The following is a 25,393-nucleotide window of genomic DNA, read 5'->3' on the forward strand; positions in this document are numbered from 1 at the left end:
TGAGGGGCAGGGGAGTTGAAGTGTCGAAGACACTTTTTCGTATTTGCGTACAAGTTATGCAATCGGTACTGAACACGAACCGATTTTCCTGCATTCTTTTACGGAAAAACAGTTGTGAATCCCCGAAGAATGTGAGATAATAGGGAACGATTTCTATTTTAAAGGGTATTACAGACCAGAAGGAGGGAAAACCATGTATTCTTTTGACAGTAGAGTGCGTTACAGCGAGGTAGACGAAGACCGGAAGCTTTCCCTGACCGGAGTGATCAATTACATGCAGGACTGTTCCACGTTTCAGTCGGAGGACTTAAACATGGGAATTGATTATCTCACGGAAAAGCACCGTGCATGGCTGCTTTCTTCCTGGCAGATCATTGTGGACCGTTATCCGAAACTGGGAGAACGCATTGTGGTGAGTACCTGGCCCTATGATTTCAAAGGCATTTACGGACTGCGTAATTTTACGATCCAGGATCCGGAGGGCAATTACCTGGTGCGGGCCAATTCCAACTGGTTCTTCTTTGACACGGAGCACGGAGTACCGGTGCGCGTGGGGGAGGAAGATATCCGGGGATACGGCGTGGGACAGGAGGAAAAGCTTTCCATGGACTACGCGCCGAGAAGAATTCCGCTTCCGGCTGAGTATGAGGAATATCCGGTCATTGCGGTGGCGGCACATCACATTGACACAAATCATCATGTGAACAATGCCCAGTATGTGGAAATCGCGCGTGAGGTATTGCCTGCGGGACTTCTCATCCGGGAACTCCGGGTGGAGTACAAGAAAGCGGCAGTCCTTGGCGATCAGATCATTCCGCGCGTCAGCGTGGAAGAGGGGTGCTATACAATAGCCCTCTGCGATACAGAAGGAAAGCCTTACGCAGTTGTATGGCTGCGGACAGGCGTTACTGTACACGGGTAGGCATTTTCTGAACTGAAAATGCCGTATGATACAGCGGTGGCAGCAGATTTTGCCGATTTGGAATGCGAACATCGGCAAAATCCGTTGCTGTTTGCGCAACGCGTGAACAGTAACAGGCAGGTAAGCCGGTTGTGAAGGAACGACCAGAAAGAGAGAACCAGATGATAGAATTAGGAAAGATACAGCCCCTTATAGTTCAGAGAGAAAAAGAATTCGGAGTGTATCTTGGGGAGAAGAAAGACGATAAGAACTCTGTACTTCTGCCGAAAAAACAGGTGCCGGAAGGCACAAAGGTGGGCGACAGCCTGGAGGTATTTGTATACAAGGATTCCCAGGACCGCCTCATTGCAACCACCAACCGCCCGAAGCTGCAGGTTGGGGAGACTGCCGTACTGACAGTCAAGGACGTGGCAAAGATCGGAGCATTCCTCGATATGGGACTGGAAAAAGATCTGCTGCTTCCGTTTAAAGAGCAGAACCATAAGGTGCGTCAGGGAGAGAACTGCCTGGTAGCCCTTTATGTAGACAAGAGCCAGAGACTGGCTGCCACCATGAATGTGTATTCCTACATGAGCGCAGAGTCTCCTTACAAGAAGGATGACAAGGTGCAGGGAACTATTTACGAGATCAATGAGAATCTCGGAGCATTCGTTGCAGTGGACAACCGCTACTACGGACTCATCCCGAAGAAAGAGCTCTACGGAGATTTCCACATGGGAGATGTGATTGAAGCCCGCGTAGTGAAAGTGCGCGATGACGGCAAGCTGGATTTAAGCCCGCGTCAGAAAGCTTACATGCAGATGGACGACGATGCTGAGCTGGTATTAAAGGTCATTGATGAGTTTGACGGCGTACTTCCGTTCAACGACAAGGCAAGACCGGAGACCATCATGCGGGAATTCAAGCTGAGCAAGAATGCCTTCAAGCGTGCGGTCGGCAAATTACTGAAAGAAAACAAAGTCCGTATTACGGAGAAAACCATAGAGAGAATATAGGAGGATAGTTTTGGACACGATAGAATACTATAATAAGTATGCGTCGCGAATTTTTGAGGATACAGTAGACCGGGACATGGAGCCGCAGCGGGAGGAGTTCTTAGAGGAACTCCGGGAGATCGACGGCGACACCATCCTGGATCTTGGATGCGGCTCTGGCCGCGACAGCCTGGCTTTTTACGAGCAGGGCTTTGATGTGACCCCACTGGATGCATCGGAGGAGATGTGCAAGCTGGCGGAGATCCACACAGGCCTGGAAGTGCTGTGCATGGACTATGAGGACATGGAGTTTGATGATGCCTTTGACGGCATCTGGGGCAATGAGGCTCTTATCCATGTGCCGGAGGACGAACTGCCGGGTATCCTGGAAAAACTGACCGAGGCGCTGTGCCAGAACGGAATCTTATTCCTTTCCTTCCAGGAAGGGGACTTTGAGGGCCAGAGAAGCGGCCGGTATTTCTGTGAGTACACACGGGAAGAACTGGAGCGCATTCTGACCGAAACCGGACGTCTGGAAATCTTGAAACTCTGGACTACGGAGGATGAAGACAGGGAAGCAGGAGACAAGCTTCTCAATGTACTTGCAAAAAAGATTTCCTGACTGAACAGACGCACACCAGGCGCAGCAAAACGGGCGATTGAAACAGCTTATGTTTCACCGGTGTGATAAGGAGGTATTATGGGAGTCAGGGGAAAGTCTCCGTTTCGGGATTATATTCTGATCCTGATCGGGGCGTCAATTATGGGGTTTGCGATCAAAAACATTTATGATCCCATCGGACTGGTCACGGGAGGGGCTTCCGGTGTGGCCATCATCTTAAAAAAACAGTTTGGCGTGCCTCTGTGGCTGACGAACACGGCTATTAACATTCCGCTGTTCGCGGCTGCAGCAAAGCTAAAGGGCTGGAGCTTTATCAAGCGGACACTTCTGGCTACGGTCACGCTGTCGGTTTCCCTTTATGTGATTCCGGAGATGCCGTTTCTGATGGATGATCTGTTTTTAACGGCGCTGTTTGGCGGTCTGATCACCGGAGCCGGGGCCGGCATTGTGTTTGCCTGTCAGGCCACAACCGGCGGGACCGACATGCTGGCTGCCATCATCCGGCGCTGGCTGCCGCACTATACGCTTGCCCAGATCCTGCAGGTGTTGGACGCGGCCATCGTTCTGATCGGCGCGGGAATTTTTGGCGTTACCTATGCGCTGTACGCGCTGATTGCCATTTACGCGGTTTCCAAGGTGTCGGACGGAATCATTGAAGGTATGAAATATTCCAAGGTGGCCTATATCATCTCGGATAAGAGTGAAGAAATCGCCGCAGCTATCTTAAAAGAGCTGGAGCGCGGCGTGACGGCCTTGGATGCAAGGGGAATGTACTCCGGAAACCGGAAAGATGTCCTGTTTTGTGTTGTATCGAGAAAAGAAATTGCACAATTAAAGGAGCTCGTAGTTGGTCATGATGCACAAGCTTTTGTCATCGTAAGCGACGCACGGGAGGTTTTGGGAGAAGGTTTTATTGAATATAGACAATAAAACCTCAAAAAAGGCAGGCAAGTATTGGATACTTGCTTGCTTTTTTCTGCAAAGTGCATTAAAATATACGATAAGGGTCCTTTCAGGTTTGTGCGATTTTACAAAACGGGGCGGTATTACGAAATTAGGATTAAGGAGTGAATATTATGATTTCAAACCAGATTCTTCAGACAACCATTGACGGGCTGAAGGGGATCACCAGAATTGATCTGTGTATCTGTGATACGGAAGGAAAGGTGCTGGCTTCCACATTTCCGGAGGCGGAAGAGTACGAGAATTCTATTCTTTCCTTCGTAGATTCACCGGCAGACAGCCAGGTAATCCAGGGTTATCAGTTCTTCAAGGTGTTCGATGAGCATCAGCTGGAGTACATCCTGTTAGCCAAGGGCAGCAGTGATGACGTCTACATGGTAGGAAAACTGGCAGCGTTCCAGATCCAGAACCTTCTGGTAGCCTACAAGGAGCGTTTCGACAAAGATAACTTCATCAAGAACCTGCTTCTTGACAACCTGTTGTTAGTCGATATTTACAACCGCGCGAAGAAGCTGCACATTGAGACTAACGTGCGCAGAGTTGTATTCCTGATCGAGACCAAACAGGAGAAAGACGTCAATGCACTGGAGACTGTCCGCAGCCTGTTTGCCACCAAGACAAAAGATTTCATCACTGCGGTGGATGAGAAGAACATCATTCTCGTAAAAGAAGTAAAACCGAACGAGGACTACGCAGATCTGGAGAAGACCGCCAGCGTCATCCTCGATATGTTAAGCTCCGAGGCCATGACCAAGGTGCGCGTGGCTTACGGTACCGTAGTCAACGATATCAAGGAAGTATCCCGTTCCTACAAGGAAGCGAAGATGGCTCTGGATGTCGGCAAGATCTTCTACAACGGAAAGAACGTGGTTGCGTACGGAACGCTGGGAATCGGCCGTCTGATCTATCAGCTGCCGCTGCCGTTGTGCCGTATGTTCATCCGCGAGATCTTCGACGGCAAATCCCCGGACGAGTTTGACGAGGAGACCTTAACCACCATCAACAAATTCTTTGAGAACAGCTTAAACGTATCGGAAACATCCCGTCAGCTCTACATCCACAGAAACACCCTGGTGTACCGCCTGGACAAACTCCAGAAGAGCACCGGACTGGATCTGCGTGTCTTTGAAGATGCCATCACCTTCAAGATCGCGCTGATGGTTGTTAAGTACATGAAATACATGGAGAACCTGGACTATTAATCATGATAGAAATTCGTAATATAAGCAAAACATACGATAAGGGAAGCAAGGCACTGAAGGACATTGACATCCGCATCCAGGACGGAGAGTTTGTCTTTATCATGGGACGGAGCGGATCAGGAAAATCAACCCTGATCCGCCTTCTGCTGAAAGAGGCAGAGCCTTCATCGGGACGCATCATCGTCAACGATATGGACCTTCAGAAGATGCCGCGCCGTTACATACCGAAATACCGCCGCCGTCTTGGCGTGGTGTTTCAGGATTTCCGGCTTTTAAAAGACCGGACGGTATTTGAAAATGTAGCATTTGCCCAGCGTGTGGTAGGTGCTTCCCCCAGAAAAATCCGCGAAGAGGTTCCGCGCATGTTGAAGCTGGTGGGACTTTCTTCCAAGTATAAGTCTTTCCCGCATCAGCTTTCCGGCGGAGAACAGCAGCGTGTGGCTATTGCCCGCGCCCTCATCAACCGGCCGGAGGTGCTTCTTGCCGATGAGCCGACTGGAAACCTGGACCATGAGAATGCAACGGAGATCATGAAGCTTCTGGAGCGGATCAACGCGCTTGGTACTACGGTTGTGGTCGTAACCCACAGTCAGGAGATTGTAGACCAGATGGGAAAACGAGTCATTACCCTGAATAAGGGACATCTGGTAAGTGACGAAAGAAAGGGTGGATCAGACCGTGAAGATTAGTACATTCTGGTATTGCATGAAAGAGGGCATGAAGAATATATGCAGAAACATCTGGTTTTCGCTTGCTTCTGTGGCGACGATTTCTGCATGTATTTTTTTGTTTTGCCTGTTTTTTTCCATTATTGCCAATATCCGGTATATGGTGAAGCATGTGGAGAGCACGGTTGGAATTACCGTGCTGTTTGATGAGAATCTGACAGAGCAGGATATCCAGGGGCTTGGTGAGATCATCCACCAGCGGCCTGAGATCCGCGAGATGTATTATATTTCTGCGGAAGATGCCTGGAATTCTTTTAAGGAAGAATATTTTGCAGGCCATGAGGAGCTGGCCGAAGGCTTTGCGGAAGATAATCCGCTGGCTGGTTCTGCTTCTTATGAGATCTTTTTAAACGATATTTCCCAGCAGGATGAGCTGGTTGCGTATTTACAGGGTCTGGATGGCGTACGCCAGGTGAACTATTCCAACTCAGCGGTCGCCGGTTTTTCGGGCTTTAACCGTGTGATCGGTGTGCTGTCTTCCCTGATCATCGGTGTGCTTCTGGCAGTATCCCTGTTTTTGATCAACAACACCATTTCCGTAGCAGCGGCATTCCGCAGACAGGAGTGCCAGATCATGCGTCTGATCGGTGCTACAAATTTTATGATCCGTGCACCGTTTATCGTTGAGGGCGTGATGATCGGCCTCATTGGCGCGCTGATCCCGTTGGCAGGAACCTATTTCCTCTATACAAAAGGAATTGTGTATCTGTCTGAGCGGTTTCATGTGCTCTCCAACCTGTTTTATTTTGTACCGGTTGGTGAAATCTATCCGCTGCTGATCGGGGCAGCACTGATCCTGGGTGTTGGAATCGGATTCTTTGGAAGCTTTTTCACCATCCGCAAGTATATGAAGGTGTAATGATGCATAGAAACAAATGGAAAAGAATGCAGAGGCGCATGCTGGCTGCGGTGATGGGCACAGTGCTTGCCATGTCCTCATTCCAGACAGCCTACGCGACCAAGCAGGATGTGGAGGCGGCTAAAAAGAAGGTCAGCTCCATTGAGGAAGAAAAGAAAAAGGTACAGGCTACCATCAAGAACCTGGAAGGTCTAAAGAATGATGCGGCAGCATATGTCAAAGAGCTGGACGGCAGCCTGACAAAGCTGGAGGGAGAACTGGACCAGCTTTCCACCCAGATCGGAAACAAAGAACAGGAGATTGCCGATACCGGCGTGGCTCTGGAGCAGGCGAAAGAGACGGAAAATAAGCAGTATGCCGATATGAAGCTTCGTATCAAATACATGTACGAGCAGGGCAATACCAGCTACATTGATATGCTGTTTCAGTCTGAGGATATGGTACAGCTTATGAACCGGGCCGAGTACATCAACAAAATTTCCGACTATGACCGCAAGAAGATGGATGAGTACGAGGCAACCCGCCAGACGATTGCGGACGAAGAACAGAAATTAAAAGATGACCGGGAAGCGCTTCTCGACATGCAGGAGAAAACAAAGGCAAAGCAGGAATCAGTCAAGACGCTGCGTGCCCAGAAAAATAAGGAAATGCAAAGCTATGCCGGTCAGATTGATACCGCCCAGAGCCAGGTAGACCAGTACAACGCGGATCTGGCGGCGCAGGAGAACAAGATCAAGCAGATCGAGGCAGAAATCAAGCGCAAGGAAGAAGAGGAGCGCAAGAAGGCGGAAGCGGCCCGCAAGGCAGAAGAGGAAGCACGCAAAAAAGCAGAAGCAGCAGGAAAGAAAGTTTCTGCTACAGATAAAGCTGCTTCGCATAATGTTGCCAGTCTTGGGAATATTAGCTTTAAGTGGCCGTGTCCGTCCAGCGGACGCATTTCTTCCGGTTTCGGAATCAGAACCTCTCCGACAAAAGGAGCGTCCAGCAACCATCAGGGAATCGATATCCCGGCATCTACCGGAGCGGCCATCACGGCAGCAGCATCCGGCACGGTTGTGATATCTACCTACAGCTATTCTGCGGGAAATTACATCATGATCAGTCATGGCGGCGGTGTATACACCGTATATATGCACTGTTCCCAGATCCTGGCATCGGAAGGCCAGACGGTAAAACAGGGACAGACCATTGCGAAAGTAGGATCTACCGGCTATTCCACCGGTTCGCACCTGCATTTTGGAATCCGTTCCGGCGGGCGCTATGTAAATCCGCAGTCCTATGTAAGTCCGTAAAGAAATGGTATTTCGCAGTTTACAGTTACAAAGTGCCTGTCCGAACAATAGGAGCAGCATATGGACAGCAGGCGGGAATCATAAACAGACGAGGTGACATTATTGGAGAAAGAAAATAAAGGCAAGTCAAAGTTTTGGAAAGGCGTCTTAGCAGGTTCCCTTGTAACTGCTTTGGCAGGTTTTGGCATTGTGGGTGTGGCAACTGGTATCTCTGTGATCGGGCGCACCGTGATCGAGAATCAGGCGCAGAATACAACGGCAGAGGGTTCCGGCAGCGATGCCGTTCGAACCCAGGTAAATTTAAAACAGGTGGATGCAAAAATTTCCGTGCTTCAGCAGATCATCGACCGGTATTTCCTGTTCGATGAAGACGCGGAGCAGATGGAAACCGGAATCTACAAAGGCATGCTGGCCGGACTGGATGATCCGTACACCGTTTATTATACTCCGGAGGAGTACAGTTCCCTGACAGAGGAGACCAGCGGTGTATACTGTGGCATTGGTGTGCTGGTCAGCAAGAATGTGCAGACCGGGGCAGTGACGGCGCTCCGCGTTTTCCCGGGTTCCCCGGCAGAAGAGGCGGGCATGCAGAAAGGCGATATCATCTATAAGGTAAAGGATGTCTCTGCAGCGGATGAAGAACTTGACATTCTGGTTCAGGAGTACATCCGCGGTGAGGAAGGCTCCTATGTCGATGTGACGGTTTTGCGCGGAACCGAAGAAATCCCGCTCCACATTCAGCGTCGTATGGTGGAGGTGGCTACGGTAGAACACCAGATGCTGGCGGACAAGACCGGATATGTAGAAGTAACCCAGTTTGATACTGTGACAGCAGAGCAGTTTATCGCTGCGGTGTCTGATCTGGAACAGCAGGGTATGGAGCGCCTGATCATTGACCTGCGCGACAATCCGGGCGGCGTAGTAACATCCTGTGTGGAGATGGCGGCATACGTTCTGCCGGAAAACCAGCATGATGGAACCATTCTTTCTACCGCTACCAAGACCGGGCAGGAAGAACGCTACTACTGCCAGGACGGTGAGACCCGCCATGATGTGAGAGGAACAAGCACGGAGGGCGGCGATTTTCCGAAAGCCGATGACCATGAACTCAATGTTCCAATTGCGGTGCTGATCAACGGTCAGTCTGCCAGTGCGGCAGAAGTATTTGCCGGTGCCCTGCAGGACTACGGCGCAGCAACCCTGGTGGGAACCACTTCCTTCGGAAAAGGCATTGTGCAAAGCCTGATCCCGTTAACGGACGGATCTGCAGTCAAGATCACTACCGCCCACTACTACACCCCGGCCGGACATGACCTTCATAAGAAGGGACTGACACCGGATATAACGGTAGAACAGAAGCTGGATGAGGATCTCATCGGACAGTACGACATTCCGCTGGAGCGGGATAATCAGGTTCAGGCAGCCATCGAAGTGCTGGAAAAGTAGAAGCCCATCTGGTAACCAAAAAAGAATATGATCTGATACTTGCCGCATGCATAGAATAAAATGCATGCGGCTTTTTTTCGTTCTGTCCTATAATTACAATGATCTTTTAATGGCAGCTGTGCTCACCGCAGCTGTGTTCGCCGCAGGCATGTCCTTCGCCTTCATGGTCATGATGGCTGCAGTGTATGTTCGGATTATAGCCGAGGGTTCCGGTTAACAGTGCATTTACGGCTTCGTCTGCGTTTCCGCTTACGCCGCCGTACAGCCGGATGCCGGCCTGGGCGAGGGCGCTCTGGGCACCGCCGCCGATGCCTCCGCAGATCAGAGTGTCGACGTTATGTTCCAACAGAAAACCGGCAAGAGCTCCATGTCCGCTTCCGTTGGTATCAACAACTTCGGCTGCAGTTATGGTTCCGTTCTCTACCGTGTAGAGTTTAAACTGCTCTGTGTGTCCAAAATGCTGAAAAATTTCTCCGTTCTCATAAGTAACTGCAATTTTCATAATACATACTCCTTTGTTGTGTTGTAGATGGAAAACAGGAAAACTGTGTTCTGCCGTGGCCATGTGGCAGATGCATTGTCTGCAGCGGGGATATTCCCGCCCTTCGCAGATTCGGTAATTTCCGCCGGAAATGATGAGCCGTTTCCCGTTTACGATGCACTGTGCAAGCTTATAACGGGCGCTTTCATAAATTTCCGTGACTGTTGTGCGGGAAACATCCATCTGCGCGGAGCATTGTTCATGGGTTTTCTTTTCCAGGTCAACCAGACGGATCACTTCATATTCATCCAGTGTAAGTGTGATCGTGTCATCGGTCTGGCTGTTTTCCGGATAAAATGAATCGTACTGCGGTGTAAAGCAGATCCTCCGGCATTTTTGGGGTCTCGGCATGGGAAATCCTCCTTGTTTTCGACATATGTCGATTATAACTCATAAATAACAAAAGTCAATACGAAAACCACTATTAACCTGGGGACTTCGGGATATAAAGATTGACAGATCTGCCTGATTAGGGTACCATCCAATAGGAACGATACGCTGTATTCCGCCGGTTGCGGAAAATGCGGAACATAGCGGACATACTATAGAAGAGGTGAGAATCACATGTTAAAGGTAGACAACCTCACGTTTGAGGTGAATGAAGAGGGTAGAAAACGCTGTCTGGTCAATCATGTCAGTTTTCAGGTTGCGGATGGTGAAATGTTAGTGATTACCGGGCCGAACGGCGGCGGTAAGTCTACGCTGGCCAAGGTGCTGGCAGGCATTGAGAAAGCGGATGAGGGTCTGATTTTCCTGGATGAAGAGGATATTTCCGGTTACGATATCGATCATCGTGCCAATGCGGGAATCGGCTATGCATTCCAGCAGCCGCCACGCTTTAAGGGCATGACGGTGGCAAGAATGCTGTCTCTTGCAGCGGGAAAAGACCTGACGGAGGCAGAAAGCTGTAAGCTGCTTTCTGCAGTGGGACTTTGTTCTGCCGATTATCTGAACCGACAGATGGACGGCACACTTTCCGGAGGCGAGATGAAGCGTCTGGAGATTGCAACGGTACTGGCGAAACCGCACAAGGTCAGCATTTTTGATGAGCCGGAGGCCGGTATTGATCTTTGGAGCTTTTCTATGCTGATCAAACGGTTTGAGGAGATCCACAAAGAGAAACAGGAAAGCCTGATCCTGATTTCCCATCAGGAGCGGATCATCCGTATGGCAGACAAGATCATGGTAATCGAAGATGGTGAAGTGAAACGATACGGCAGCCGTGAGGAAGTCCTGCCAACTCTGTTTACGCAGGAGAGATGCGGCAAGTGTGCGAATGGACTGGAAGGAGGTGTCTGCTGATGGCACAGATCAATGAGACTACCCAGGGGGTTCTGGATCAGATCAGCGAAGGATTTGCGCAGAAAGGTGCTTATAATCTTCGCCAGAATGGCGTATCGATCTGTCATGGAGACAGCGAGCACATCAAGATTCGTAAGAAAGAAGATAAGCCTGGGATCGATATCCTGATTGACGGTGATACAAAGGGTGAAAAAGTGTTCATCCCGGTTGTAGTCAGTGTTTCCGGCATGACGGATCTGGTTTACAATGATTTCTATATCGCGGATGGTGCGGATGTGACCATCGTGGCAGGCTGCGGCATCCACAACAGCGGCTGCAATGAGAGCCGTCATGATGGTATTCATACCTTCCATGTAGGAAAGAATGCCAATGTCCGTTATGAAGAAAAGCATTACGGAGAAGGCAACGGAACCGGAAGCCGTATCTTAAATCCGGTGACGAACATTGAGGTAGGCGAGAATTCTGTTTTTACCCTGGATACCGTTCAGATCAAAGGTGTGGATTCCACGGTGCGCAGAACCAATGTTTCCATGGAGGCAGGCTCCAGGCTTTATGTGGTGGAGCGTATCATGACAGACGGAACACAGCATGCGGAGTCAGATATGGAGGTCTGCATGAATGGAAGCGGCTCCTCAGCACAGATCGTTTCCCGTTCTGTAGGCAAGGGGGAGTCTTCCCAGGTATTCCATCCGAAGGCAGTCGGAAACACCAAATGTCATGCTCATATCCAGTGTGATTCTATCATCATGGATCATGCAAAAGTTGGTTCCATTCCGGAGATTCAGGCTAATCATGTGGATGCTGCAATCGTTCATGAGGCAGCCATCGGACGAATCAATGATGAGCAGCTGTTGAAGCTCAGAACCCTCGGCATGACCGAGGCAGAAGCTGAGAATGTGATCATTGAAAACTTTTTAAGTTAATATTCTGTGATAGGAACAGGAATGAAGGATCTGTAGCAGCGGATTTTTCATTCCTGTTTTGCTTGCCTGAAAAATAACATATTCCTTTCGTAGAAAATCCCGGAATCTTATGTTATACTTAAAGGCAAATCGTGTAAGGAGGTGTCTCTTTTTATGATGCAGCGAATCTGTCCGGTCTGTGACCAGGTTATGAAGCATGCCCACTACTGCAGCGCATGTCACTCCTGGGTGAAGGACCCGATGTATATGAATGTCACGTATTATCTGAATGAGCGCCACCCGAAAAACGAGGCGCACTGCAGTTACCATAATGCAGAAGAGGAGCATACGAATGCCGGAGCCGAAAGGCGGAAGGCAGTGCGATCGTCTTCCGGCAGAGAGCGAAGCGTGAAAACAGAGCGGGCGGTCCGAACCACAGAAAAAGGCGCGTCAGGGCAGTCGAAGATGGTTATCGAAAAGAAAAATCCGGTTCGAAAACTGATTCTTTTGTATATTTTCCTGATGGTTGTGATATGGCTGTTCAGGCTGCTAAGCGGTATGGCTGGTTCATTCTCTGATATTACCGGAAGCATATTTGACAGTATCAGCGGGTCTGATTTCCGGGAACTGACGGATGAAGAAGCAAGAGCTTACGGCGGTCCCTGCACGGATGAACCGCATTTTGAAGTCACGATCGAAGCTCTTAAGAGTCCGATCCGGGAACTGTTTGATACCTGTCAGATTCCGCTGGCCGGAACAGATACCTATTCCCACAACACGGTATATTCCGATGAGACTACCTGGTTTTCTTCCACAGACACCTATTATATGGAAGCAGAGGACACATATGCCTATGTGGATTTTGACTACGACACAGCTACAGGTCAGCTCCATCAGATTTATCTGTCTGTCCCGGAACGAGATTCCATCACGGTTCTGACGAAGCAGTTTCTGCTGATGTTAAACGATGCGGATGCATGGGATATGGAACAGAAGCATCGTTCTGATGCGGCAGACCTGGATGAGCTGTATGCCCGGATGATGGAGCCCGGTGTGAACCAAACAGAGGGGGTCTGGTGCGGAGCCGGTATCAATGCTGAATTTCCGGATGCGGAAGATGAAAACTGCAGTGTGTGGATCTATCCTGACAGAAGCAGCGACAGCTACAGTTATGGAGAGCATACCGATAGTCTGTAAATGCCAAAATGTATGATGTGCCTGAGGTACAAAACAGTTATGAAATCATAAATATGAGAGGAACAGTACGTATGAAAATCAGAGATATTCTTGCAAAAAACGAACCAACACTTTCCTTTGAGGTATTCCCGCCAAAGACAGAGGATAAATACGAGTCTGTAGAAATGGCTGCTTCCGAGATTGCGAAGCTGAATCCGGCATTCATGAGCGTGACCTACGGCGCAGGCGGCGGTACCAGCCAGTATACGGTTGATATCGCAGCATCCTTAAAGGCAAAGGGGGTTACTCCGTTAGCGCATCTGACCTGCGTTTCATCCACCAGAGAAAAGGTACATTCGGTTCTGGAGCAGTTAAAGGCAGAGGGGATTGAGAATGTACTGGCTCTGCGCGGTGACATTCCAAAGGACGGAAAAGTTGAGAACGACTATCGCTATGCATCGGAACTCATTGCAGAGATCAAGGCATCCGGCGATTTCTGCATTGGTGCAGCCTGCTATCCGGAGGGGCATGTGGAGTCTGTCAATAAGACGGAGGATATCCAGCATCTGAAAGAAAAGGTAGAGGCCGGCTGTGACTTCGCGACTACCCAGATGTTCTTTGACAACAACATCCTATACAATTATCTGTACCGCGTGCGTGAAAAGGGCATTACGGTTCCGGTGATCGCAGGCATCATGCCGGTGACCAATGTAGCCCAGATCAAGCGCATCTGCTCTATGTCCGGGACCTATCTTCCGGCGCGCTTTAAAGCCATTGTTGACCGTTTTGGTGATAATCCTGCAGCTATGAAGCAGGCCGGCATTGCCTACGCAACGGAACAGATCATTGACCTGATCGCGAATCATGTAAACGGCATTCATGTGTATTCCATGAACAAGCCGGATGTGGCAGCCCAGATCCAAAACAGCCTTTCTGAGATCATCCGGTAGGAAAATACGATAAAGAAGGACAATGGCCCGGCATCGGAATTTTGGATGCCGGGCAGAAACTACGGAGAGAACAGGATTGATGAATGAAACATTTCACTGGAATGACCGGGAACTTTTGCGTTATCTGGGCTGTAAAAATGGGACAGCTCCGGACCAGAACACGGCAGATCTGATCATGCAGTGTAAGCAGGAACTGGAAGCAGTGGCTTCTCCCAGGGTTACCTGGAGAGAATATCCACTGTCATTTCAGGGTCATGTGATTGACATGACCTGTCTTCAGACACAAAGCAAAAGCCTGGAGCGGAATTTAAGGGACTGCGAGCGGGTTCTTTTGTTTGCCGCGACCCTTGGCAGTCAGGTAGATGTGCTGCTGCACCGCTATAACATGATCCAGATGAGCAAGGCCGTGGTCATGCAGGCGGCATCTGTAGCCATGCTGGAAACGTTCTGTGATGAACAGAATGAGAAACTGAAGGAAGAATACCAGGAAAAAGGCTGGTACTTAAGGCCGAGATTCAGTCCGGGCTACGGGGATTTCCCGCTGGAGTGTCAGAAACAGATCGCACCGGCGCTGGAGCTTGGAAAACGCATTGGCGTGACCCTGACGGACAGTCTTCTTATGGCACCATCCAAATCAGTGACGGCGGTCATCGGTGTGAGCCGCCTGCCAAGAAACTGTACGGTGCAGGGCTGTGAGGTCTGCGCCAAGCGGGACTGTGCTTACCGCAGATAGATGCAAATATGAACAACACGAAGGAGTTTACCATGGACATATTACAGGAATTACAGAACCGGATCTTATTCTGTGACGGAGGAATGGGAAGCCTTTTACAGGAGGCAGGATTAAAGCCGGGAGAGCTTCCGGGAACCTGGAACATTACGCATCCGGAGGAGCTTGTAAAGATTCACAAAGCCTATCTGGAGGCGGGCGCAGATATTGTGACCACAAACACCTTCGGCGTAGACCGGCTAAAATACAATAAAAACACGGAGTTTCAGCTGGAGCCGGTCATCCGGGCGGCAGTGGCGAATGCGAAGGAAGCCATCCGCCAGAGTGGAAAGCAGGCCTGGATCGGCCTGGATATGGGACCGACTGGCAAGCTGTTAAAACCGATGGGCGACCTAGCTTTTGAGGACTGCTGTGCCATCTACCGGGAAGTGGTGGAGATCGGAGCGGACGCAGGCGCGGATTTCATCCTCATTGAGACCATGAGCGACAGCTATGAAACCAAGGCAGCTGTGCTCGCAGCCAAAGAGGGCTGTGACCTTCCAATCTTTGTTACCGTTACCTTCGATGAGCGGGGCAAGCTTTTAACCGGCGGAAGCCCGGCATCCATTGTGGCTATGCTGGAGGGGCTTGGAGTTGACGTACTGGGCATGAACTGCGGCCTTGGCCCGGTTCAGATGAAAGAAATCTTAAAGGATGTTCTGGAAGTTTCTTCGATTCCGGTCATGATCAATCCGAATGCGGGACTGCCGAGAAGTGAGAATGGAAAGACCGTTTATGATATTGACGCGGCACATTTTGCAAAAACTGAGGAAGAAATTGTAGATATGGGTGCCCGGATCGTGGGCGGCTGCTGTGGTACTACGCCGGAGCACATTCGCATGGTGGCAGAGCGCTGCCGCGATAAAAAGCCGGTTCCGGTGACGAAGAAAAACCGCACGGTGGTATCTTCCTTCTGTCAGGCTGTTGAGATTGGAAAGAATCCGGTCATCATCGGCGAACGCATAAACCCGACTGGTAAGTCTAAATTCAAGCAGGCCCTGCGTGACCACAATCTGCAGTATATTTTACAGGAGGGCGTGACCCAGCAGGATCATGGTGCCCATGTGCTGGATGTGAACGTAGGTCTTCCGGAGATTGATGAGCCATCTATGCTGGAAGAGGTGGTACGGGAGCTGCAGAGCATCATTGACCTGCCGCTTCAGCTGGATACGACGGATCCGGTGGCTATGGAGCGGGCCATGCGTGTATACAACGGAAAACCGCTTATCAACTCCGTTAATGGAAAAGAGGAGTCCATGCGTACGGTATTCCCGCTGGTACAGAAGTATGGCGGCGTTGTGGTAGCGCTGGCGCTGGATGAGGGTGGTATTCCGGAGACGGCAGAGGGCCGCATTCAGGTGGCAAAAAAGATCTATAAGACGGCGGCTGAATACGGAATCGGACCAGAAGACATCATCATTGACGCGCTGTGCCTGACGGTAAGCTCGGACAGCCAGGGGGCCATCACCACGCTGGAGACTCTTCGCCGTGTGCGGGATGAGCTTCACGGAAAAACCATTTTAGGTGTGTCTAACATCTCCTTCGGTCTGCCACAGCGTGAGATCATCAATGCGGCATTTTTCACCATGGCCATGCAGAATGGCTTAAGCGCTGCCATCATCAACCCGAATTCCGAGGCCATGATGCGCGCGTACTACAGCTTCCGTGCCCTGATGAATCTGGATCCGCAGTGCAGCGAGTACATTTCTGTTTACAGCGGGCAGGTGGCAAGCCTGGGCCAGAGTGCGGTAACTGGAAATGGAGGGTCTGCAGCAGGCGGAGCGTCTGGGACAGCAGGCAGTCAGGAAGCTTCGGATCTGCATGCCAGCATCGTGAAGGGATTAAAAGACCAGGCGGTGCAGGCTGCAAAGGAACTGCTGGAAATCCAGGATGCCCTGGAGATCATCAACAGCCAGATCATTCCGGCACTGGATGTAGTGGGAAAGGGCTTTGAGAAGGGGACCATGTTCCTGCCGCAGCTTCTGATGAGCGCGGAGGCGGCAAAGGGCGCTTTTGGGGTTATCAAGGAAAAGCTGGATGCCAGTGGTCAGAAGCAGGAGAAGAAAGGTAAGATCATTCTGGCTACTGTTAAGGGTGATATTCACGACATCGGAAAGAATATTGTGAAGGTGCTTCTGGAAAACTACAGCTATGATGTGCTGGATCTGGGCAAGGATGTTCCGCCGGAGACCATTGTAGAGACAGCCGTGGAGAAGCATATTGAACTGGTGGGACTTTCTGCGCTGATGACCACCACCGTGCCAAGCATGGAAGAAACCATCGTACAGCTTCGCAAGGCAGCACCGTGGGCAAAGGTGATGGTTGGCGGTGCCGTGCTGACCCAGGAATATGCCGATACCATGGGAGCAGATCAGTACTGCCGCGATGCCATGGCTTCCGTAAATTACGCGGAGCAGGTATTCGGTCTTACAAAATAGTAAGAAATTTTTAAAAGAATAGAAATTGAATCTCCTTTCCGGCTGGATTACACTAGGATACATGGACTTAGTTGAACAGACAGAGAGGAGATTTTTTCATGTTACATGGTAAGATAAATACAGGAAAGCGCCTGGCAGCACTGGCACTCTGCGGACTTTTTGCCCTGCAGGCTCCGGCAGTACCGGCTATGGCAGCAGAAACACTGACGGTACAGGACCAGGGATTTTACCGCATTGATGGAACAAAGATTGAGGGAGCGGTGGCAAAAGGCGTTACCATTTCCAAATACCAGAACCAGGCAGGTCCCATCGACTGGGATGCCATGAAGGCGGATGGCGTGACCTTTGCCATGATCCGTGTCGGATACTTAAATGATCTGGACCCTTACTTTAAAGAAAATATGGAGGGTGCCATCAGCCACGGCATCCGTGTGGGTGTGTTCCTCTATTCCATGGCGTTGGATGAAGAGACTGCGCGGCAGGAAGCCCAGTATGTGCTGGAACAGATCCGGGGATATAAGATTTCCTATCCGGTTGCCTACGATGTAGAATCCAAGTACCTGCTTGACAATGGAAAAACGCCGCAGGAACTGGCAAACCAGACGAATGTTTTCTGCAAAGCCATCGCGGATGCCGGATACCGTCCAATTCTCTACGGAAACAATCAGTGGCTGACCAATTATGTAGATGTGTCCCAGGTGCCGTATGATATCTGGTATGCGCGCTACGGAACGACCGGTGAATTCCAGAACCGGAAGATCTGGCAGCTTACCGAGACGGGTTCCGTGGCAGGCATCACTGGCAATGTCTGCATCGAGGCTTCTTTCTATGATTATCCGGAGCTGGCGGCAGGCAATACAGGAAGTGGAACCTACACTGCAGGATCTTCTTCAAGCGGGGGCCCGGGTGTGAGTCTGTCAGCGGGAAAGACCCAGGCAACGCCAACGGTCGGCGCGTCCACGGATAGCCAGACAGGACCATCCGGCCAGGCGGGGCAGCAGGCCCAGACCGGTGCTTCTCCGGTTCAGACGGCCGGACAGGATGAAAGCCAGCTGACCAAATCACCGTCCGAACAGTAAAAAGGTGTGAGAGTCTGAAATGTACAAGCGGCAGGAAAGCTTACCGGCTCCTGCCGTTTTTGTTTTTCCGTGCGTATTCTTTTTACAAATACCGCTTGTATTTACGGAATGCTTTCGGTAGAATAGAGCTAGGCTGAATCCGGGATTCTCTTTGGAAACGGAGAGAATACCATGAAGAAAAAACGATCTGCTATTTTAAAGTGGCTGCTGCTTGCGGTATGCCTGTTTGTGGCGGGCTGCTTTTACAGCTGCGGCATCCGGAAGACAGAACAGGGGCCGGAAGCCGTACAGAAAAACAGGGCGTTTCAGGCGGAAAGCGCGCCGGAAAGCAGCAGGGAAATAACCGGAGAAGGTTTGGAATATCCAGAGGATACCGAAGCTTTCCTGGAAAATGGAGCTGCTGAACATACAGCAGATGCAAAGCAGGGCAAAACAGATTCCATACCGGAAAACAGTAATATGACAGAGACGGCTCTCTGCTATGTATATGTCTGTGGGAAGGTGCGGTCACCTGGGGTATACACGCTCCCGGAAGGTGCCCGAATCTATGAGGCAGTTGATCTGGCGGGCGGATTTACGGACGATGCGGAAGACTCCTGGCTGAATCTGGCAGAGCCTGTTACAGATGGCATGAAGCTGGAGGTTCCATCCAAAGCACAGGCGGGGGACCCGGCCTGGCAGGCTCAAAACAAGAATGCGTTAACCGGGAACAGAGACGCGGGAAATTCTGTGGCAGGGCAGCATGTTCTGGTCAACCTCAATACGGCTTCCCTGGAGGAACTGATGACGCTAAAGGGCATCGGGACATCCCGGGCGGAGGATATCATCCGTTACCGGAAGGAAGCAGGCGGTTTTACAAAAATAGAAGATATCATGAAGGTGCCGGGCATCAAGGACGCGGCCTTTCAGAAAATAAAAGAAAATATTACAGTATAGGGAATAGGTGAGAACATGGCAAAGATTCTGGTGGTTGATGATGAAAAACTGATCGTGAAGGGCATCCGTTTCAGTCTGGAACAGGACGGAATGGATGTGGACTGCGCGTATGACGGGGAAGAGGCGATCAATCTGGCAAAACAGACAGAATACGATGTCGTGCTTCTGGATGTGATGCTTCCCAAATATGACGGCTTTGAGGTCTGTCAGGCAATCCGGGAATTTTCCGAAATGCCGATCATCATGCTGACTGCCAAGGGCGGAGACATGGACAAGATCCTGGGACTGGAATACGGCGCAGACGATTATGTGACCAAGCCGTTTAATATTCTGGAGGTTAAGGCGCGCATCAAGGCAATTATGCGCAGAAATTCCAGAAAGTCCGGAAAGGGCAAAGAGGCGGAAAATAAGATGATCACCGCCGGAGACTTAAAGCTTGATCGGGAAGGCCGCCGGGTATTCATTGGTGAAAAAGAAATCAATCTGACGGCCAAGGAGTTTGATCTTCTGGAACTTCTGGTCTGCAATCCCAACAAAGTCTATTCCAGAGAGAGCCTTCTGTCTTTTGTGTGGGGCAACAAGGCTTCGGAATCTGGAGATGTACGTACCGTGGATGTTCACGTAAGACGTCTGCGTGAGAAAATCGAGCCGAGTCCAAGTGACCCGAAATACGTACATACCAAGTGGGGTGTGGGCTATTATTTCCGGGCATAGAACAGACAGATGACTGCCTGCGCAGCATAGGAACAGCAGCATGAGAGGTGGAATATCATGGGACAGAAAAGATGGAAAAACCGATGGAGAAGACTGGACAATACGGCCAAAATCTTTCCGGTGATCGCAAATGAGAATGTAAGCCAGGTCTTTCGGATCTCGGTGACCTTAAAGGAACCGGTGGATCCGGAGCTTCTTAGCAGGGCGCTGGAGGAAATTCTGCCGGAGATCCGGAATTTCCGTGTGAAGATGCGCAGGGGACTTTTCTGGTATTATTTTGAGGAAAATGACCGGATCCCGCAGGTAAAGCGGGAAAATACCTATCCATGCCGGTTTATTGATCCTCATGGAAATCAGCGCTTCTTGTTTCGGGTAACCTACTACGAAAAGCGCATCAATCTGGAAGTCTTTCATGCGCTCACGGACGGACTCGGTGCGGTAAACTTTTTAAAATGCCTGACCAGACAGTATCTTCGTCTGGCAGAAGGGGCGTCGGAGTTCATGACCCGGGACGATGAGAATGCCAGAAAGCAGGAGATCTTCCATGTCCAGGACAGTTACTTAGAACATGGGGAGGACGGAAAACCAAGAAGCTACAGCTCCAGACCGGCTTATCAGTTAGAAGGTCATTACCTGCCGCTGGGAACCGGGCAGGTTCTGCACGGGTATGTACCGGTGAGCCGCTTAAAGGCGGTCTGCAAACAACATGGAGTCAGCATCACCAAGTATCTGGCAGCATTACTGATCTGGTCTATCTGGCAGGAGTATCTGGGCGGAAAGAGCAGCAGGTGTGCTGTGGTTTTGAATCTGCCCATCAATCTGCGGGCTTTTTTTGGTTCAGATACCATGGCGAATTTCTTTGCGGTTACCATGATCGGCTGGCTGTTCCGGAATCCGGATATTCCGTTTGAGGTGCTTCTCCGGAAAGTGAGCAGTCAGATGGACCGCAAGATTGACAAAGACAAACTGGCGGAGAGCATTGCATACAATGTATCCAACGAGAAAAAATGGTACCTGCGGGCGATTCCCCTCTTTTTAAAAGCTCCGGCACTTTCTCTGGTGTTCCGGCTTAAGGACCGGGCCTACACCATGACACTGTCCAATATCGGGCCTGTACAGATGGAGCCGGAATACGCGGATCTCATCGAACGGTTCCATTTAATGATCGGCGTTTCGAGACGCCAGCCGGTTAAGTGCGCGGTGTGTGCTTACAAAGATGAGATGGTCATTACCTTTACTTCGGTCTTTGCGGACAGCCGCCTGCAGAAACGTTTCTTCCGAAAACTGAAGGAAGACGGAGTGCCGGTGCGGTTTGAGGGCAATGAGCTCTCTGCCGCAGTAAAGCGGGATATGTACCCACGGGTGCGCAAGGTACTGATTCGGCGCGGAGGCGCGGAGGAAAAGGCCACACGCATGGCAAAGCAGGTGGGCAACACCGGGGTGGATGCAGCGAAGGGAATCCGTGATTATGTCAGTGGCCGCAGAAGCTGGAAAGAGGAATTAAAACGCCGCCTGCATATCTAAAAACAGACAAAACTTGAGACGGAGGAAGATTACTTGAAAAACAGGGAAGTGAGTCTGCGCGGCAAACTGGTGCGGGACATGATGAAGAACATGATGGATTCCGCTATGGGACATAAAATCCAGACCGGGGAATACCGGAAGGATCCGAAGGAACCGGCCTGGATCTGCCCGCCGGATTATGAATATGAGATTGTGGAAATGCCCCATTTTAAGATGGAATATCTCCGGCCTACCGGAGTTTGTACCGGAAGAGTGATTCTGCAGCTTCATGGGGGCGGTTACATTGGCCCTATGAAAAATATTTACCGGGATTTCGCGATTCAGTACTGCCGCAGGAGCTTTGGCGGGGATGTGCTGACCATTGATTACCGGGTGGCACCGGAGCATCCGTACCCGGCTGCGCTGGAGGACGCGGTGGCGGCTTACCAGTGGCTGATCGGGGAAAAGCATTACGACGCGGACAAGATCGTGATTGCGGGAGATTCCGCGGGAGGCGGTCTGGCATTGGTCCTGGTTATGTACCTGCGGGATCATGGCATGGAACTGCCGGCCGGTGTGGTAGTCATGTCTCCCTGGACAGATTTAACCAACAGCGGACAATCCTACCAGACCAACTTTGACCGGGATCCCCAGTTTGGAGGTACCACCGACAATATGCTGTTTCACAGCACTTACATCGGAGACGCAGATCCGGAGGATCCGTATATCTCCCCGCTGTTTGGAGATTTTGCGCAGTTTCCGCCGGTGCTGTTTCAGGTGGGAAGTGAGGAAGTGCTGTTAGATGACACCCTGAGGACTGCGGAAAAGGTGCGCAAAGTCCATGGAAAGCTGCGCGTTACGGTTTATGAAGGAATGTTCCATGTGTTTCAGATGGCCCTGCGCCTGATCCCGGAAAGCCGGGAAGCCTGGGAAGAGGTCAGCCGCTTCCTGGAAATCATCTACTGCATTGAGCGGAAGAAAGAAGGAAGGGCCGTAAAACGGGTGAAATCCGGGCGGGAAAGAAGCAGGAGAGAGCAATGAAGATTACACTGGTTACTGTAGGAAAAATCAAGGAAAAATTTTATACGGATGCCATTGCGGAGTACGCGAAGCGCCTGAGCCGGTACTGTAAGCTGGAAATCATTCAGGTGGCAGACGAAAAGACACCGGATAAAGCCAGTGAGGCAGAAGAACAGCAGATTAAGGACAAAGAGGGAAAAAGGATTCTGGAGCAGATCAAAGACGGCGCGTTTATGATCGCGCTGGCAATTGATGGAAAAATGCTGGATTCTGTGGAACTTGCGGAAAAAATCGATAAGCTGGGAATTGGCGGAGTCAGCCAGCTGGTCTTTGTGATCGGCGGTTCTCTGGGACTTTCAGAGTCGGTCTTAAGCCGGGCCGATTACCGGCTGAGTTTCTCAAGGATGACGTTTCCGCACCAGCTGATGCGGGTGATTTTGTTAGAACAGATTTACCGCAGCTACCGGATCATTCATAAAGAACCATATCATAAATGAAAAGGGTTTCATAATCAAAAGGAGGCAGTTTCATATGAAAAACTGGAAAAAGGGAATTGCGCTGGTTGTGGCAGCAGGATTGCTGACGATTGCGGGAGCGGCAACTGCGCTGGCGGCATCCAAGACCAAACTGGATACTGTAACAGAACTTTACTGGGGGGACGATGGCACCACCGCAAACTGGGAGAAGGTGGATGATGCCTACCAGTATGAGGTCCGCCTTTACTGCAACGAGTCCCAGGTGGAGAGCATGAAAACCAAAAAAGATTCGCTCGACATGGAAAAGAAGATGACCAAAGAGGGCGATTACACATTTAAGGTGCGTGCTCTGGCAAAATCCAATTCCAAAGAATTTACGGACGGTTACTGGTCTGAGGAGTCTGAGGAAACTTATGTTTCTGAAGATTTCGCGAATATGATCAAAAACGGCGGAAGCACATCCCAGTTAAAGAACGGCGGTCCTGGCAAAAAAGAAGATGGTCAGACTACAGAAGAGAAAGAGGCTTCTGTTGTGATCCAGGCCAAATGGATCCAGGAAGCAGGCACTGGCCGCTGGTGGTATCAGAATGCAGATGGCAGCTACCCGAAGGGCGGCTGGTGGCAGGATCCGGCAAACGGAACCTGGTACTTCTTTGATGAGCAGGGATACATGCAGACTGGCTGGATTGACTGGAACGGAAACCGCTATTACTGCACAGCAGGCGGAGCCATGGCGGTCGGTGAGTACACCATTGATGGCGCACAGTACCGCTTTGACGCAACCGGCGCGTTACAGTAGAAAAAGTAAATAGCAGGTGAATATAAAACACCCCTTCCCTCATATATATTATGCAGGGGAGGGGTGTTTTTTTGGATAAGCGGGAGGAACTGATCAAAATATTTTCCAAAGATATCCGGGAGATCTTAAAGCAGGTCACAGTAGATTTTGAACAGGTACAGGAGATCCGCCTGCGGGTCCATGCACCGCTTCTGATGATCTGTAATAACCGGGAATATTACATCACCAGGGAAGGAAATTTAAGCATGCGGGCAGAAGAGGCGTACCTGGTAACGCGGGAGGCGCTGAAGGAAACACTGGATTATATGAGCAGTTATTCGCTTTATGCCTTTGAGGAGGAGATCAAGCAGGGGTTTATCACGATCCAGGGCGGACACCGCATCGGCATTGCAGGAAAAACCATTACCGATGGTCACGGGATCCGCAGCATGAAGTTCATCTCGTTTATCAATGTGCGTCTGTCCCATCAGGTGAAGGGCTGCGCGGAGTCAGTGCTGCCGTATCTGTATGACCGTGACATGATCTTTCATACGCTCATCATCTCGCCGCCGCGGTGCGGAAAAACCACACTTTTGCGTGATATCATCCGCCAGGTGTCCAATGGAAGCGCAGAGCATGCGGGACTGACCATCGGTGTGATCGATGAACGGTCGGAAATTGGTGCCTGTTATCAGGGAATCCCGCAGAATGAATTGGGAATCCGGACAGACATTCTGGACTGCTGTCCCAAGGCTCAGGGAATGATGATGCTGATCCGTACCATGTCGCCCCAGGTCATTGCGGTGGACGAGATTGGAAACCGGGAGGATCTGGAGTCCATCGAATATGTGATGAACTGTGGCTGCAAGCTGGTGGCCACGGTTCATGGAAGTTCCATTGAAGATATCAAGCAGAAACCGGTCCTGCGCAAGATGGTACTGGAAAAATGGTTTGAGCGGTATGTGATCTTAAATAACAGGGGAAAAGTGGGTAACATCGGGGAAATTTACGATTCCAGGGGATGCAGGCTTTACCCGGTGGGAGGTGAGTGCTTTTGAGCATGCAGGGATGGATGAAGCTGTTTGGCGCGGCCTGCATCCTGTGTGGTGCGGCGGGATGCGGAATCTGGTTTGCCGGCAGGTACCGGCAGCGGATTCTGGAGCTGGAACAGCTAAAACAGATGGTGTATCTTTTAAAGGGGCAGATTCTGTATGCCAGCGCACCGCTTCCGGAAGCGCTGGAAACAGTGGGAAAGCGGATGGACGGAGCACTTGGGACTCTGTTTCTGGAAACGGCAGCCAGTCTGGAGTCGCAGCCCGGAGAGCCATTTCCCGTGATATGGAGGAAGGCGGTTTCCGTAATGGAAGGGAAGACAGCCCTTTCAAAGTCGGACAGGCAGACTTTGGAGACGCTGGGAGAACATCTTGGTTTTCTGGACCGGGAGACTCAGGAGAGGACTCTGCTTTTGTACCTGGAGCAGGTGGACACGGAACTGGAGGTATTAAGAGAACACCGGCAGGAACGCTGCAGACTGTATACAAGCCTTGGGGTGATGGGCGGTCTGTTTCTTGCGGTGATCCTGGTCTGATGGAGGGTACATATGGGAGTGAATCTGATTTTCCGCATTGCTGCGGTGGGGATTCTGGTGTCTGTGATCTGCCAGGTGCTGCGCCACAGCGGACGGGAAGAGCAGGCATTTTTGACCAGTCTGGCGGGCCTTGTGCTTGTGCTGTTCTGGCTGGTGCCGTATATTTATGAGCTGTTTGAAACCATGAAAAATCTGTTTGCACTGTAGGGGATG

General features: G+C 50.7%; 26 protein-coding genes. 25 read left to right on the forward strand and 1 reads right to left on the reverse strand.

Annotated elements, in window-relative coordinates; all coding sequences use genetic code 11:
• Positions 1–193: 193 nt before the first annotated feature.
• From DWY84_RS03340 to DWY84_RS03380, 9 genes are all read left to right on the forward strand, one after another.
• A complete protein-coding gene (locus DWY84_RS03340; RefSeq protein ID WP_118530825.1) occupies positions 194–922 on the forward strand; it encodes an acyl-ACP thioesterase domain-containing protein in 729 nt (242 codons plus the stop codon).
• A 161-nt stretch (positions 923–1,083) separates the two neighbouring features.
• Positions 1,084–1,917 carry a S1-like domain-containing RNA-binding protein gene (locus tag DWY84_RS03345; RefSeq protein WP_118530827.1) on the forward strand — a complete coding sequence of 278 codons (834 nt, stop codon included), beginning with the start codon at positions 1,084–1,086 and terminating at the stop codon, positions 1,915–1,917.
• A gap of 10 nt (positions 1,918–1,927) precedes the next feature.
• Entirely contained in the window at positions 1,928–2,518 is a 591-nt protein-coding gene (locus DWY84_RS03350; protein WP_118530829.1) for a class I SAM-dependent methyltransferase, read from the forward strand.
• A gap of 78 nt (positions 2,519–2,596) precedes the next feature.
• Positions 2,597–3,448 carry a YitT family protein gene (locus DWY84_RS03355; protein ID WP_118530831.1) on the forward strand — a complete coding sequence of 284 codons (852 nt, stop codon included), beginning with the start codon at positions 2,597–2,599 and terminating at the stop codon, positions 3,446–3,448.
• A 146-nt stretch (positions 3,449–3,594) separates the two neighbouring features.
• The gene (locus DWY84_RS03360) at positions 3,595–4,683 is read left to right on the forward strand and encodes a helix-turn-helix domain-containing protein (RefSeq protein ID WP_118530833.1); all 1,089 of its coding nucleotides are present in this window, start codon (positions 3,595–3,597) and stop codon (positions 4,681–4,683) included.
• 2 nt (positions 4,684–4,685) lie between these two features.
• Entirely contained in the window at positions 4,686–5,372 is a 687-nt protein-coding gene (gene ftsE / locus DWY84_RS03365) for a cell division ATP-binding protein FtsE (protein WP_118530835.1), read from the forward strand.
• Entirely contained in the window at positions 5,362–6,270 is a 909-nt protein-coding gene (ftsX, locus tag DWY84_RS03370; protein ID WP_118530837.1) for a permease-like cell division protein FtsX, read from the forward strand. Before ftsE ends, ftsX begins: the two co-directional genes overlap by 11 nt.
• A complete protein-coding gene (locus tag DWY84_RS03375) occupies positions 6,270–7,562 on the forward strand; it encodes a peptidoglycan DD-metalloendopeptidase family protein (protein ID WP_347560755.1) in 1,293 nt (430 codons plus the stop codon). Before ftsX ends, DWY84_RS03375 begins: the two co-directional genes overlap by 1 nt.
• Before the next feature lie 102 nt (positions 7,563–7,664).
• Complete coding sequence (locus DWY84_RS03380) at positions 7,665–9,008, forward strand: S41 family peptidase (RefSeq protein WP_118530839.1); 1,344 nt, start codon at positions 7,665–7,667, stop codon at positions 9,006–9,008.
• A 106-nt stretch (positions 9,009–9,114) separates the two neighbouring features.
• Here DWY84_RS03380 and DWY84_RS03385 read toward each other — a convergent pair whose 3' ends face one another.
• Positions 9,115–9,900 (reverse strand): DUF134 domain-containing protein, encoded by a 786-nt coding sequence (locus tag DWY84_RS03385; protein WP_118530841.1) that lies wholly within the window; start codon positions 9,898–9,900, stop codon positions 9,115–9,117.
• A 213-nt stretch (positions 9,901–10,113) separates the two neighbouring features.
• Here DWY84_RS03385 and DWY84_RS03390 point away from each other — a divergent pair, with 213 nt between their 5' ends.
• The 16 genes from DWY84_RS03390 to spoIIIAC all read left to right on the forward strand — a co-directional run bounded on the left by DWY84_RS03390 (position 10,114) and on the right by spoIIIAC (position 25,387).
• Entirely contained in the window at positions 10,114–10,851 is a 738-nt protein-coding gene (locus DWY84_RS03390) for an ABC transporter ATP-binding protein (protein ID WP_118530843.1), read from the forward strand.
• Entirely contained in the window at positions 10,851–11,774 is a 924-nt protein-coding gene (locus DWY84_RS03395) for a SufD family Fe-S cluster assembly protein (RefSeq protein WP_118530845.1), read from the forward strand. Before DWY84_RS03390 ends, DWY84_RS03395 begins: the two co-directional genes overlap by 1 nt.
• Before the next feature lie 153 nt (positions 11,775–11,927).
• A complete protein-coding gene (locus tag DWY84_RS03400; protein WP_118530847.1) occupies positions 11,928–12,950 on the forward strand; it encodes a hypothetical protein in 1,023 nt (340 codons plus the stop codon).
• A gap of 71 nt (positions 12,951–13,021) precedes the next feature.
• A complete protein-coding gene (gene metF, locus DWY84_RS03405) occupies positions 13,022–13,879 on the forward strand; it encodes a methylenetetrahydrofolate reductase [NAD(P)H] (protein WP_118530849.1) in 858 nt (285 codons plus the stop codon).
• A gap of 79 nt (positions 13,880–13,958) precedes the next feature.
• The gene (locus DWY84_RS03410; RefSeq protein WP_118530850.1) at positions 13,959–14,612 is read left to right on the forward strand and encodes a vitamin B12 dependent-methionine synthase activation domain-containing protein; all 654 of its coding nucleotides are present in this window, start codon (positions 13,959–13,961) and stop codon (positions 14,610–14,612) included.
• A 32-nt stretch (positions 14,613–14,644) separates the two neighbouring features.
• Complete coding sequence (locus DWY84_RS03415; RefSeq protein ID WP_118530852.1) at positions 14,645–17,086, forward strand: homocysteine S-methyltransferase family protein; 2,442 nt, start codon at positions 14,645–14,647, stop codon at positions 17,084–17,086.
• A 98-nt stretch (positions 17,087–17,184) separates the two neighbouring features.
• Complete coding sequence (locus DWY84_RS03420) at positions 17,185–18,165, forward strand: glycoside hydrolase family 25 protein (protein ID WP_118530854.1); 981 nt, start codon at positions 17,185–17,187, stop codon at positions 18,163–18,165.
• A 171-nt stretch (positions 18,166–18,336) separates the two neighbouring features.
• Positions 18,337–19,101: a helix-hairpin-helix domain-containing protein gene (locus DWY84_RS03425; protein ID WP_118530856.1), complete on the forward strand. Its 765-nt coding sequence runs from the start codon at positions 18,337–18,339 to the stop codon at positions 19,099–19,101.
• Between the two features lie 15 nt (positions 19,102–19,116).
• Entirely contained in the window at positions 19,117–19,815 is a 699-nt protein-coding gene (locus tag DWY84_RS03430; protein WP_118530858.1) for a response regulator transcription factor, read from the forward strand.
• Between the two features lie 57 nt (positions 19,816–19,872).
• Complete coding sequence (locus tag DWY84_RS03435) at positions 19,873–21,339, forward strand: hypothetical protein (RefSeq protein ID WP_178716449.1); 1,467 nt, start codon at positions 19,873–19,875, stop codon at positions 21,337–21,339.
• A gap of 33 nt (positions 21,340–21,372) precedes the next feature.
• The gene (locus tag DWY84_RS03440) at positions 21,373–22,359 is read left to right on the forward strand and encodes an alpha/beta hydrolase (RefSeq protein WP_118530860.1); all 987 of its coding nucleotides are present in this window, start codon (positions 21,373–21,375) and stop codon (positions 22,357–22,359) included.
• Positions 22,356–22,835, forward strand: a complete 480-nt coding sequence (gene rlmH / locus DWY84_RS03445) for a 23S rRNA (pseudouridine(1915)-N(3))-methyltransferase RlmH (protein ID WP_118530862.1) — start codon at positions 22,356–22,358, stop codon at positions 22,833–22,835. Before DWY84_RS03440 ends, rlmH begins: the two co-directional genes overlap by 4 nt.
• 34 nt (positions 22,836–22,869) lie before the next feature.
• On the forward strand, positions 22,870–23,613 hold the full coding sequence (locus tag DWY84_RS03450; protein WP_118530864.1) for a hypothetical protein: 744 nt from the start codon (positions 22,870–22,872) through the stop codon (positions 23,611–23,613).
• 71 nt (positions 23,614–23,684) lie between these two features.
• The gene (gene spoIIIAA, locus DWY84_RS03455) at positions 23,685–24,650 is read left to right on the forward strand and encodes a stage III sporulation protein AA (protein WP_178716447.1); all 966 of its coding nucleotides are present in this window, start codon (positions 23,685–23,687) and stop codon (positions 24,648–24,650) included.
• Positions 24,651–24,652: 2 nt separating this feature from the next.
• The gene (locus DWY84_RS03460) at positions 24,653–25,180 is read left to right on the forward strand and encodes a stage III sporulation protein AB (protein WP_243024750.1); all 528 of its coding nucleotides are present in this window, start codon (positions 24,653–24,655) and stop codon (positions 25,178–25,180) included.
• A 12-nt stretch (positions 25,181–25,192) separates the two neighbouring features.
• On the forward strand, positions 25,193–25,387 hold the full coding sequence (gene spoIIIAC / locus DWY84_RS03465) for a stage III sporulation protein AC (protein WP_118530868.1): 195 nt from the start codon (positions 25,193–25,195) through the stop codon (positions 25,385–25,387).
• Positions 25,388–25,393 lie beyond the last annotated feature (6 nt).

Origin of the sequence: Clostridium sp. AF27-2AA (assembly GCF_003478505.1) — a bacterium.
GTDB lineage: Bacteria > Bacillota > Clostridia > Lachnospirales > Lachnospiraceae > Brotaphodocola.